Annotated in this window: 11 protein-coding genes; 1 reads left to right on the plus strand and 10 read right to left on the minus strand. The window is 69.3% G+C overall.

Features of this window, described 5'->3' with window-relative positions:
* The 5 genes from C9I47_RS16920 to C9I47_RS16945 form a co-directional block, all read right to left on the minus strand.
* Positions 1-459 carry a hypothetical protein gene (locus tag C9I47_RS16920; RefSeq protein WP_111267798.1) on the minus strand — a complete coding sequence of 153 codons (459 nt, stop codon included), beginning with the start codon at positions 457-459 and terminating at the stop codon, positions 1-3.
* Positions 460-2,836: 2,377 nt separating this feature from the next.
* On the minus strand, positions 2,837-3,829 hold the full coding sequence (locus C9I47_RS16930) for a YheT family hydrolase (RefSeq protein ID WP_111268220.1): 993 nt from the start codon (positions 3,827-3,829) through the stop codon (positions 2,837-2,839).
* Between the two features lie 123 nt (positions 3,830-3,952).
* Positions 3,953-4,768, minus strand: coding sequence for a lysophospholipid acyltransferase family protein (locus C9I47_RS16935; RefSeq protein ID WP_407067488.1), 816 nt, complete (start codon positions 4,766-4,768; stop codon positions 3,953-3,955).
* A 48-nt stretch (positions 4,769-4,816) separates the two neighbouring features.
* On the minus strand, positions 4,817-5,176 hold the full coding sequence (locus C9I47_RS16940; RefSeq protein ID WP_223250398.1) for a hotdog fold thioesterase: 360 nt from the start codon (positions 5,174-5,176) through the stop codon (positions 4,817-4,819).
* 326 nt (positions 5,177-5,502) lie between these two features.
* Positions 5,503-5,694, minus strand: a complete 192-nt coding sequence (locus C9I47_RS16945) for a hypothetical protein (protein ID WP_111267801.1) — start codon at positions 5,692-5,694, stop codon at positions 5,503-5,505.
* 313 nt (positions 5,695-6,007) lie between these two features.
* Here C9I47_RS16945 and C9I47_RS16950 point away from each other — a divergent pair, with 313 nt between their 5' ends.
* Positions 6,008-6,577 carry a hypothetical protein gene (locus C9I47_RS16950; protein WP_111267802.1) on the plus strand — a complete coding sequence of 190 codons (570 nt, stop codon included), beginning with the start codon at positions 6,008-6,010 and terminating at the stop codon, positions 6,575-6,577.
* 187 nt (positions 6,578-6,764) lie between these two features.
* Here the strand turns inward: C9I47_RS16950 and C9I47_RS16955 are convergent, their stop codons facing one another.
* The 5 genes from C9I47_RS16955 to C9I47_RS16975 form a co-directional block, all read right to left on the minus strand.
* Positions 6,765-8,744 (minus strand): phospholipase D family protein, encoded by a 1,980-nt coding sequence (locus C9I47_RS16955; protein WP_223250200.1) that lies wholly within the window; start codon positions 8,742-8,744, stop codon positions 6,765-6,767.
* Positions 8,741-9,430, minus strand: a complete 690-nt coding sequence (locus tag C9I47_RS16960) for a YceI family protein (RefSeq protein ID WP_223250201.1) — start codon at positions 9,428-9,430, stop codon at positions 8,741-8,743. Before C9I47_RS16960 ends, C9I47_RS16955 begins: the two co-directional genes overlap by 4 nt.
* Positions 9,427-9,903: a SixA phosphatase family protein gene (locus C9I47_RS16965; protein ID WP_111267804.1), complete on the minus strand. Its 477-nt coding sequence runs from the start codon at positions 9,901-9,903 to the stop codon at positions 9,427-9,429. The genes C9I47_RS16960 and C9I47_RS16965 overlap by 4 nt, the downstream gene beginning before the upstream one ends.
* Positions 9,904-9,971: 68 nt before the next feature.
* Positions 9,972-10,601, minus strand: a complete 630-nt coding sequence (locus C9I47_RS16970) for a ParA family protein (RefSeq protein WP_111267805.1) — start codon at positions 10,599-10,601, stop codon at positions 9,972-9,974.
* 236 nt (positions 10,602-10,837) lie between these two features.
* Positions 10,838-11,755 (minus strand): AEC family transporter, encoded by a 918-nt coding sequence (locus C9I47_RS16975; protein WP_111267806.1) that lies wholly within the window; start codon positions 11,753-11,755, stop codon positions 10,838-10,840.
* Positions 11,756-11,779: the final 24 nt, after the last annotated feature.

Here is an 11,779-nt window from a genome sequence, read left to right on the forward strand (position 1 = left end):
TCAGGGCGTTGGTGCCGGTGCCGGGCGGGGCGGCGGCGGATTCGGCACGTGGATCGCGATCCCGGTCGCGTGCTTGGTCCGCGGCGAGATGCTGACCCCGATGCCGCCGCTGCTGTAGGAATGCCCGCCATAACGGCCGACGCCGGTGCCGACACCGACGCTGGTGCCGCCGTAGCCGTCGGCGGTGCCCTGCAGCAGCACGCCGTTGGCGCCGAGCTTGGCGGCCTCCTTGCGCAGGTTGTTGAGCACCGCATTGAGCTTGTTCTGCTCGCCGTAGGTGACCGGCCCGCTGGCGGTCTCGATCACCGCGATCTGCTCGAAGCCGCCCGGCGGCGGCGCATGGTAGACGCGCACCTGGGCAACGTCGATCGGCGGACGCGGCTGGCCGACCAGCATGTGCGAGGTCGCGCATGCGGACAGCAGCACGGTGGTTGCGGCAAGGACGATCGCACGGATCATCGCGGTTCTCCCTGATTGGCCTTCGGCGACAGTATGCGCCCGGCGCGTGGTGTGGCGGGTGAACCGTGCCACACACTGTGGATTGGGTGGGTGCTCGGTCCTTGGCGGACGTGGCGGCTTGGCTTGCGAGCCTGATATCGATTCGATCGTTCCTACTCTGGAAACCCAGAGCAAAGGCTTCCGCCTTCGGCGGGTTCCTTTTGTCTTGGCAAAAGGAACCAAAACCGCCCGCTCCTGACGCCCGCCGGGACGGCTGCGCCGCCCCGGTCCCCTGTGCGCCTCGAGGCCGGCGGCACGGCGCCCAAACTCGCTGCGCTCAAACATGGGCGCCTCTACGGCCGCCGCCCTCTGCGGTGCGCGGCGGGCTTCAAGTCGCTGAAGGTCAAGGTCAACAGCCCTGCGTTTGATCTTCCTGAAAGCGAGCAGCCCGCATCGCCCGCAGACCCGGAGGGCGGCGCGCAAGGACGCGCGCCGTTTTTCGGTCACGACAGGATGTCGTGTCGAAAAATCCCAGCACGCTCACCGATTACGATTGAGCCCTGTCGGGGGAGGCCCTTTCTTTTGGTGACTTTTCTTTGGGCCAGCAAAGAAAAGTTACCCGCCGCCCTGGGTGGCGGAAGCCGTTGATCTTGATCTTGGCGATCCAGCCGCTCATCCGGAGCAGGCCAGGAAGCCCCCTTTCTGACCGGAGGTCTTCTCGATCGAGATCAAAGGCTTCCGCCTTCGGCGGGTTCCTTTTGTCTTGGCAAAAGGAACCAAAACCGCTCGCTCCTGACGCCCGCCGGGTCGGCTGCGCCGCCCCGGTCCCCTGCGCGCCTCGAGGCCGGCGGCACGGCGCCCAAACTCGCTGCGCTCAGACATGGGCGCCTCTACGGCCGCCGTCCCCTGCGGTGCTCGGCGGGCTTTAAGTCGCTGAAGGTCAAGGTCAACAGCCGACAGCATCGGTCGCTCTTGACCTTGCTGGCACTCGGACAGCCCGTACCCGGCGCAGACCCGGAGGGCGGCGCGCAAGGACGCGCGCCGTTTTTCGGTCGAGCCAGGATGGCGAGTCGAAAAATCCTGGGACGCTCACCACTCACGATTGAGCCTTGTCGGGACGGCCCTTTCTTTTGGTGACTTTTCTTTGGGCCAGCAAAGAAAAGTTACCCGCCGCCTGGGTGGCGGAAGCTGTTGATCTTGATCTTGGCGATCCGGCCACCCATCCGGAGCAGGCCAGGAAGCCCCCTTCCTGACCGGAGGTCTTCTCGATCGAGATCAAAGGCTTCCGCCTTCGGCGGGTTCCTTTTGTCTTGGCAAAAGGAACCCAAACCGCTCGCTCCTGACGCCCGCCGGGACGGCTGCGCCGCCCCGGTCCCCTGTGCGCCTCAAGGCCGGCGGCACGGCGCCCAAACTCGCTGCGCTCAGACATGGGCGCCTCTACGGCCGCCACCCCCTGCGGTGCACGGCGGGCTCTAAGTCGCTGAAGGTCAAGGTCAAGGTCAGGGTCAACAGCATCGGTCGCTCTTGACCTTGCTGGCACTCGGACAGCCCGTACCCGGCGCAGACCCGGAGGGCGGCGCGCAAGGACGCGCGCCGTTTTTCGGTCACGACAGGATGTCGTGTCGAAAAATCCCGGAACGCCCACCGCTCACGATTGTGCTCCGTCGGGGCGGCCCTTTCTTTTGGTGACTTTTCTTTGGGCCAGCAAAGAAAAGTTACCCGCCGCCTCGGGGCGGAAGCCGTTGATCTTGATCTAGCCGCTCATCCGGAGCAGGCCAGGAAGCCGCCTTCCTGACCGGAGGTCTTCTCGATCGAGATCAAAGGCTTCCGCCTTCGGCGGGTTCCTTTTGTCTTGGCAAAAGGAACCAAAACCGCCCGCTCCTGACGCCCGCCGGGACGGCTGCGCCGCCCCGGTCCCCTGTGCGCCTCGAGGCCGGCGGCACGGCGCCCAAACTCGCTGCGCTCAAACATGGGCGCCTCTACGGCCGCCGCCCTCTGCGGTGCGCGGCGGGCTTCAAGTCGCTGAAGGTCAAGGTCAACAGCCCTGCGTTTGATCTTCCTGAAAGCGAGCAGCCCGCATCGCCCGCAGACCCGGAGGGCGGCGCGCAAGGACGCGCGCCGTTTTTCGGTCACGACAGGATGTCGTGTCGAAAAATCCCAGCACGCTCACCGATTACGATTGAGCCCTGTCGGGGGAGGCCCTTTCTTTTGGTGACTTTTCTTTGGGCCAGCAAAGAAAAGTTACCCGCCGCCCTGGGTGGCGGAAGCCGTTGATCTTGATCTGGCCGATCCGGCCGCTCATCCGAAGCAGGCCAGGAAGCCCCCTTCCTGACCGGAGGTCTTCTCGATCGAGATCAAAGGCTTCCGCCTTCGGCGGCACGCCGCGCAGCGGCATCGATCAACCGATCGCGTCGAGCATCCTCGCCGCGATCCAACGCTCGGCGAAGCCGTCCAGGCGATGGCTCTCCAGGAAACCGCAGTGCCCGCCCCACGGCGACACCTCCAACCGCGCGGAGGCGGGCAGCTGCAACGCGCGGAAGCCCTCGATCGGAATCACCGGATCGTCCTCCGCCATCAGGATGCTGGCCGGCGTCTGCAGCGCCAGCAGCCGCGCATCGGCGATCGAGTAGCCGTCGAAGTAATTGTCCAGGGTGCCGAAGTCGGTATGGCGCTCGACCATCCAGCGGGTCAGCGGCCGCATCCGCAGGTTCAGCACCTGGTCGTCGAAGGCGTGCAGCTGCGGGAACAACTCGCGCTTGCGCGCCAACGAGCCGCGCCATTTGCGCTCGAAGTACCACAGGTACAGCGGCAAGCCCTGCTCCATCGCATCCATCGTCCGCGCCGGGTCCAGCACCGGGCAGACCGCCGCCACGTGCGTCAGGTTCAGACCCGCCGCCGGCGCGCGCAACGCCAGCCGCAGGGCGAAATTGCCGCCCAGCGAATAGCCGGCCACCGCCAGCGGCCGGTTCGGAAAGCGCCCGGCGACCTCGCAGGCCGCATGCACGACCTCGTCGATGCGGTTGGAGTGGAACAGGCCCTCGTTGAGGTGATGGGTGCCGCCGTGATCGCGGAAGTTGAGCCGGAACACCTCGAATCCCGCCTGCAGCAGGTGGGTGGCGGTCATGCGCATGTAGCTGGAATCGACGCTGCCCTCCCAGCCGTGGAGCAGCAGCACCATCCCCCTGGACGGCGCCGTTGCCTGCGCGGGCAGGCTGTGCAGCCCCTGCAGGCGCACCCCGTCGCCGGCATCGATCAGGTGTTCGGTGGTGACCGCGCCGCAGGCGGCCAGGCTGCGCTCGCCGTGACGCCGGCGCAGCGGGCTGCTGCCCAGCACCGACTGCACGTGCGGGCTGCGCAGCCAGCGCGGCGGCCGGTAGTCGGCGGCGGTCAGCCGCAGCGCGGGCACTGCGGCGGTGGGCACCGTAGGCGGCATCATGACCCGACGTTAGCCGCTGGGCCTGGAGCATTCGCTCCAGCGCGCGCTCCGGTCCGGGCGGTCGGTGCCGGCATCGGCTCAGCCATTCATCGCGTCGATGATGCGTTGCCGGGCCAGATCGGCGATCCGGCGCCGCCCTTCCTCGGCGCCCGGCGCGATCGGAATCAGGAAGTGGACCTCGCCCGGCCGCGCAGGCTCGCCCAACAGGCGCAGGAAGTTGGCGAGGAAGCTCTCCTTCGGCGCGAACGCGACCACCGGCTGCGCCTCGCCGTCCTTGCCGTAGCGCAGCGCGACCGGCTGTACCGGCACCCCGGCCTCGACCGCGGCGAGGAAGATACGGGCGTGGAACGGTCCGATCTCGCGACCGTTGCGGGTGCCGCCTTCGGGAAACACGCCGACCGAGTGGCCGCCGCGAAGCCGCGACAGCATCTCGTGCAGCACCCCGCCCAGCGACTCGGCGCTGCCGCGGGAATGGAAGATCGTCTCGCCGCGCGTGGCCAGCCAGCCGACCACCGGCCAGCGCGAGATCTCGCGCTTGGCGACGAAGCCCATCATGCGCTGGCTGTGCAGCGCCGGAATGTCGATCCAGCTGACGTGGTTGGCCACGTACATCGCCGCGCCCGGCAGCGGCGTGCCGACCCGGCGCAGGCGGAATCCGAAGATCCACATCAGCCCGCCCGACCAGGCCCGGATCACTCGATGATTGAAGCGTTCATCGCCCCAGCGCAGGCCGGCGGTGAGGCGGGTGGTCAGCAGCAGCACGACCGGCAGCGACACCAGCAGGTGCAGCACCAGCAGTGGGACCCGATAGAGGTAACGCAGGGCACGCGCCGGCCGCGCCGATCGCGCGCCAGCGACGCCGTGGGGAGGCGACGCATTCATCCGGGGAATCATACCCAAGCGCGGGGCAGGCACGGAGCCCGCATCGATCGGAATCGCCGCTCAGCGACGGCCGACCACCGCCAGAGTCAGCCGCGAGACGCAGACCAGGCGGCCGGCCTCGTCCTCGATGCGGATGTCCCAGACCTGGGTGCTGCTGCCGATGTGCAGCGGGCGGGCGGTACCGGTCACCAGGCCCTCGCGCACACCACGCACGTGGTTGGCGTTGATCTCGATCCCGACCACGCCCTTGCCTTCGGGCACGCACAGGCCACCGGCACTGGAGCCGAGGGTCTCGGCCAGCAGCACCGAGGCGCCGCCGTGCAGCAGACCGTAGGGTTGGCGGGTGCGGCCGTCGACCGGCATCGTGCCGCGCAGGTGGTCGTGGCCGATCTCGGTGAACACGATGCCCAGCGGCTCCATCGCGGTGCCGCGCGAGAGCGCGTTCAACTGGTCGAGGCTGACGTCGGGCCGGAACGGGGACGGCGCGGCGTTGGCGCGGTCGCCGGAGGCGGGGCTGGAAGCGGCGTGGGGTTCGGTGCTCATGCCGCCACGATAGCCGAGCCATGGTCGCGGGAGGCAACCCGCATCGGGCCGGATCGTGCAGATGTCGCGCCGGCAGGCGGACAAGAAATTACCGACAGGCGTGTCCCGGAGAGATGGGGAGGGCGGGACACACCTGTCGGCCAGGGGAAAGATCGTGTTGTCTTGTTGTCGTTGTCCGGGGCGCCGGCAATGCCGGCGACTGCTTACGCACAGCGATACAGCGAGGTGTTGTAGGTGCGGGCGGTGTAGCGACGCTCGGCGGCGTAGCCGCTGCTGCGGCCGTAGCCGATACCGAAGTCGCGCTCGCGGTAGGCGCGGATCGAGGTGACGTTGTCGCGGTTGCGGTTGTCGTCGTGACGGCGGTTCTGGGTCTGGGCGTTGGTCTGGACGTTCATGGCGGTTTCCTTGGGGGGCGGTGGTGCGGTCGGGGTGGGTGTCTGCCGATGTAGTGAATCGGTGTGCTGGTAATGTATAACACCTAGACTCGATGACCATATGCCGGAAGTCATGGTTGCCGCTTCGCTTCCGTTTCGTTCAGCTTCCGGGAGGGTGTCGGCACCCGCAGCGCGAGGTCTGCCTTATGGGATGAGGGCCGCCGGCAAACCGTTGCCATGACTGATGGCCCAGACGCCGCCGGCGCCCGCGCTATGATCGGCCGGCCGCGGCCGGGGACGCCGCCGCGACCAGGCATAGAACCGGGGGAAAACGATGATCGGACGATTCGCAGCATCACTGCTGCTGTGTGGCCTGCCGCTGGGCGCGGCCAGCGCCAGCGATGTGCTCGGCGATTGCGGTGGGGCGCCGGAAGGCGCGGTGACGACCTTGCCGGCCCCCGTGTCGGAGTGGGGCGTACTGGCATGCTCGCCCGAAACCGGCCACATGCTCGCGGCCCGCCCCGGCTGGGCCTGGAAGTTCGTCGACACGATGAAGGACTTCGGCCTGCCGGCGAACTTCGGCCAGGACGACGGGCAGGCGCCGGCAGCCTACTTCGTCGCCGCCAGGATCAACGACGCGCCGCTCGAACATCCGCTGACCCTGAATGCGGCCAAGGCGCTCTCCGAAGGCCTGGCGGCGGAGCCCGACCCCTGGGACAGCGCCCGGGTCCTGAGTCTGGGCAACACCCGCCAGCAGGGCGTGCGGGTGTTCGTCTTCGAGAAGACCGACGAACATGCCGGCCCCATGCGCTGGGCCATCATGTGCAACTGGGACGCGAGCCAGTGCAGCCCCGGGCATCGCTTCATGATCCTGGACCTGCGCGACCGGCAGGCCGGCCACTGACCGCCTGCATCCCGCCCGCGGGCGCGGCGCTGCGACCGAGTCATCCCACCAAAGCCCATCGCGGCTTACGCCGCTCCTACGAAAAGCAGCGGAGGCCTCTGCATCCACCCGTGGAGCGGGGCGTAAGCCGCGATTGGCGCCGCGCGGCTCCGGCTGCGGGAGCCGTCCGTGGAAGCCGGCGCCCGGCCTACAGGATCGGGGCCAGGCCGGCGCCGAACGCGGTGAAGATCCGGGTGGTGAAGCCCTTCAGGCCGAAGTCGACCTCGGGAAAATCGCCGACCGGCCGGTAACAGGCGCGGAACCCCGGGGCATCCGGCGGCAGCGGCTCTGGGCAGTCGGGACCGGGCACGAACTCGTAGCTGGTCGCATAGCGCAGCGGCCAGATATCGAACAGCGGCAGGTATTCGAACGCCTTGCCCAGCGAGTAGTCCAGCCCGGAGAACACCGGCGGCTTGTCGCGGCGGGCGATGGTCCAGGAGTTGGCCGGCAGGATGTCGCGGCGGATGCTGTCCGCCAGTGCCTGTGCGAATGCCGGGTCCTCGATCACCACCGCCGCCTCGGTGTTGTAGTGGTCGCCGCGCGGGTCGAAGTTGTGGGTGCCGACCACGCCGATCCGACCGTCGATCACCAGCGACTTGGCGTGCATGCCGATGCGCACGCCGGCGCCCTTGAGCGGCACCGGCGAGTAGGCGCCGCGCGAGGAGAAGCGCAGCGCCGAGTATTCGCGCGACAGCGCGCGGCGGTACTGGGCGCGGCCGATCGCGCTGCGGCGGTCGTACTGGTCGCGCAGCTCGCGGTGCAGCTCGCTGCGGCTGACGCCGTTCGGAAAGCTCACCGCATTCGCCGGCAGCGCGTCCTCATCCGGCACTTCGGGCTCGGCCCTGGTCGCGGCCAGGTCGATCGGCGCATCGGCCGGGAACGGCTTGTACTCGTAGATATTGAAGCCGAACTCGCGCAGGTAGCGGCGTTTGTACTTGTGCGAGAGCGCGTAGACGATGAAGGCGTCGGTGGCCGCCAGGCTGTTGGTCGAGACCACCACCCGGGGCGGATGCTCGCGCTCCTGCATCTGCCGGAACATGTCCTGCGCCGACGAGGACAGCACCAGGTACGGGGTCTGCATCAGCACCTCGTCGTCGGCCGACTCGATCAGTTCGCGCAGGCTGCCGCTGGCGCCCTGCCCGCTCACGATCCCGGCGTGCTTGTCCGGGCTGTCGGAGATGTAGCGGACCTCGCCCACCGCGATCGCCTGCGCCACCAGCGCCTCGTCGATCCGTTGCGGATCGGAGGCGTCGCGGCGCATCGCCTGGGCACGCTCGGGATGACGGTAGTCGGCCAACTGCAATGGCGGCACCCCGGCATCGAGCAGGTAGCGGCCGACATCGTCCAGGCGCGCCACCGGCACGCTGCGCTTGTCGTTCCAGAACAGCTCGAAGTCGGTCGCCATCACGTGCGCGACCGGGCCGGCGACCATCACGTCGCGGTCGCGGAAGTTGTAGCTCTCGTCCCAGTCGTAGTAGTCGTCCTGGTAGTTGCGGCCGCCGGAGATGCCGACCGCGCCGTCGACCAGCAGCAACTTGGTGTGCATGCGCTGGTTGAGCTTGTTCCAGCAGCACAACGCCGCCAGCGCGTACTCGGGATAGCTGATCAGCGCCTGTCCCATCACCGGGTTGTACAGGCGCACGTCGAAATTGGCATGGGCGCCGGCCAGCGCGGCCAGGGTTTCGACATGCCGCAAGGCCGACAGCTGGTCCATCAGCACCCGCACCCGGACCCCGCGACGCGCCGCCGCCAGCAGTTCGTCCAGCACCAGATGGCCGGCGTCGTCCTCGTCGAAGATGAAGGTCTGCAGGTCGATCGCGGTGGTCGCGCTGCGGATCAGGTTCAACCGCGCCATCAGCGCGTCCGGGCCGCGGTCGAGGATCAGCGCGTAGTGACGCGGCGCCTCGGGGGTGGACTCGGCGAAGGCCTCGGCGGCCAGCTCCCGCAACGGCGACGGCTCCGCGCAGGCGTCCGCCTGCTGGCACTCGATCTCGATGGAGCGCCCCTGCACGGCGATCGCCTGGGCACGGTCGCGCTGCGCGCCGGACAGACTGGCGCAGGCGCCCAGCCACAGCGCCACCCAGGCCACGGCGAGCAGCCGGACCGTGCGGAATCCGCCGGCGCTCACGACTCGCTGTCCTTGTCCAGGCGCACCTGCATGATGAAGCGGACGTGGTTGTCGAGCGCGAGCTTCCATGCATCCAGACCGTAGTCGTAACGGTCGATGCGGCCGCTGGCGATGACATCGCAGTCGCGTCCCGGTCGCGCGCAGGTCGCCGGCTGCAGCTGGAAGGTCTCGTAGCGGGTCACCCCGCGGATCGTCAGCCGCCCACGCAAGGTGCCGCCGCGGCGAACGTCCTCCTCGCTGACCGGATCGGACACGAACTCGACCTCGGGGTAATGCTCGGCATCGAAGAACGCCTTGCCGCGCGCCATCGCGGTGTAGCGCTCGGAATCGCCGATCCGGACCGCGGCGGTGGCCAGCCGGACCCGGACCTGGCGGCGGTCCTCGTCGACCGCGACCAGCTCGCCCTGGTAGCGCGGAAACCGGCCGACCACGCGCTGTCCCCAACGGGTCCGCAGTTCGACCCCGAAGCGGGTGTGCTCGGGATCGAACGCACCGATCTTCTGCTGTGCCGAAGCCGGCAGCGGCGAGCCCAGCAGCAGCAGCCCGGGCAGCAGCCCGGACAACAGCCTGAAGCAACGGCGACCCGGCCGCGGCGCGACCGCCGACAACCACGCCGCCGGCGCCGAGTCCGCCAGGAAATACCGTCCGGGCCGCGGTCGATCGAACGCCACCGAAGCAGCGGTCACGGCCACCAGAACGCGTTGAGCTGGGCGGCGCCGGGTTCCAGCACGGCGTCGCCGGGCAGCGACAGCACCGCGATGCCGCCCGGCGGCATCCCCCGGTACTCGCTGGACTGGCCGCTGTGCAGCAGCGCCGACAGCCGTTCGAAGCCCGGGTTGTGGCCGACCAGCATCAGTCGCCCGACATCGGCATGGGCCTCGGCGACCGCGATCAGGTTGCCCGGGGTCGCTTCGTAGATCGCCGGCTCGATGCGCTGGTCGACGTAGCCGACCACCGACAGCACCGCTTCCAGCGTCTCGCGGGTGCGCCGTGCCGGTGAGCACAACACGCAGTCGGGGATCAGCCGTTGTTCGGCGATCCAGCGGCCGGCGGCTTCCGCCTCGGCCAGTCCTTCCGCCGACAGCGGGCGATCGAGATCGGCCTGGCCGATCGACGCCGGCTCGGCGTGGGCATGACGCAACAGGATCAGTTCGCGCATCGGGCAGATAGATGAGAGCGGAGGGGCTTGGGCAAGCGTAACCGATACCTTCCCTTTGCGGTCCGGGTCTAGCGGCGCAGCCACCTCAGCAGCGGCTGCCAGTCCTGCTGGTGTTCGCGGACCTTGGCGGAGTGGTAGTCGAACAGGCTCCGGCCCAGGCCGGTCAGCAGCACGTAGGCCTGGCTGTCGCGCAACTGCGCCACCAGCGGGTACGGCCATTGCTTGAGCAGCTCCACCAGTTGCTGCGAGGCATTGGTCCACGGCCGCAGCTTGTTGCCGACCAGGCCGACCCGCAGCTCGCCCTTGCGCACCCGCGGGTGGCGGGCCAGCGAATCCAGGAACGGCACGGTCGCCTCGATATCGAGGGTCGAGGCCTGCACCGGCACCACCACGTGCTCGGTGAACTCCAGCAGGTGTTCCAGGTCCCCGCCCATCGCCCCGGCCGGGGCATCGATCACCAGCCGCTGGGTGTCGTCGGGCAGGTGCTTGCGCCAGGCCTTGCGGCGGGTGCCGTCCAGCGGCAGCACCGCACTTTCGGTGCCGGCGCGGCGCTCGGCCCAGCGCGTCGAGGAGCGCTGCGGATCGGCGTCGAGCAGGGCGGTGTTCAAGCCATCGAGGGCCGCGTGGGCGGCAAGGTGGGTGGCGATGGTGGTCTTGCCGACGCCTCCCTTGGAACTGGCTACCAGCACGGTCTTCATGCGAGCTCCCTCCGGACGGAACCCGCAGCCTACACCGGCGGCGGTGACCGGGCCATCGAGCCGGCGCGCGGGCGGTAATCCATTCAGTCGCCCGGCGGCAACCGGCCGGCGGTCACCAGGGCGCGCTGACGCGGGCGGGTCGGCAGCCAGCCGGGGGCGGCTCCGATATTCCCGCACGGGCCAGGCGCCACTCCAGCCATTCGCACCGCCAGCCTGGCAGGCCCGCTCCCTTGCAATCAGTCGAGCATGGCACGCGCCAACCATGCCCACAGCGGCAGGGTCGCCATCGACAGCAGCACGCCGTAGCCGACCATCGCCGCCGCCAGCCGCGGCGCCAGACCGTGGGCGATCGCCAGCGCGCCGGCGGTGACCATCGACGGCATCGCCGATTCCAGCACGGTCGCCCGCGCCATCGTCCCGTGCAGTCCCAGCAGCGGCACCAGCGCCACTGCCAGCGCCGGCATCAACGCCAGCTTCAGCAGCAGCCCGGCGGCCAGTGGCCTGAGCTCGTCGCGCGGCAGGGCCAGCCGCACCGACAGGCCGATGGTCAGCATCGCCAACGGCAGCAGCGCATCCGACAGCCGCTGCAGGCCGCCGGCGATCCAGTGCGGCGGTTCCGCCGGCATCACCGTGAAACCGGCCAGCAACGCCCACAACGGCGGAAAGCGCAGGATCCGCAGCAGGATCGTGCGCGCCTCCGGGGGGTGTTCGCCGCCGTAGCGCGCCAGCACCCACAACCCGAAGGTCGACAGGATCATGAAGGCGCCGAACTGGTCGTAGACCACCGCATAGGGCAACGCGTCCTCGCCGACCAGGGCGCGCACCAGCGGATAGCCCAGATAGCTGGTGTTGCCCAGCGCCACGGTCAGCAGCAGCACCGCGTGCTCGTCGCGGCGCAAGTGGAGCCAGCGCGCGCACAGGCCGACCAGCAGCACGGTCGCCACCAGCAGCAGCCACGGCACCGCGACCACGCCCAGCAGCGCCGGTTCCAGGTCCAGCCGCGGCGCATAGCGCAGCACCGCCGCCGGCAGGCACACGTACAGCACCACCAGGTTCAGCACCTGCGGGGCGTCGTCCGGCAGCACCCGCAGGCGCTGGAACAGGTAGCCCAGGGCCAGCATCGCCAGCACCAGGGCGAAGGCATCGAAAGCCATCGGTCGCGTCGTGAGCGGGGAGTG

This window comes from Marilutibacter maris (genome assembly GCF_003233695.1).
Taxonomy (GTDB): domain Bacteria; phylum Pseudomonadota; class Gammaproteobacteria; order Xanthomonadales; family Xanthomonadaceae; genus Marilutibacter; species Marilutibacter maris.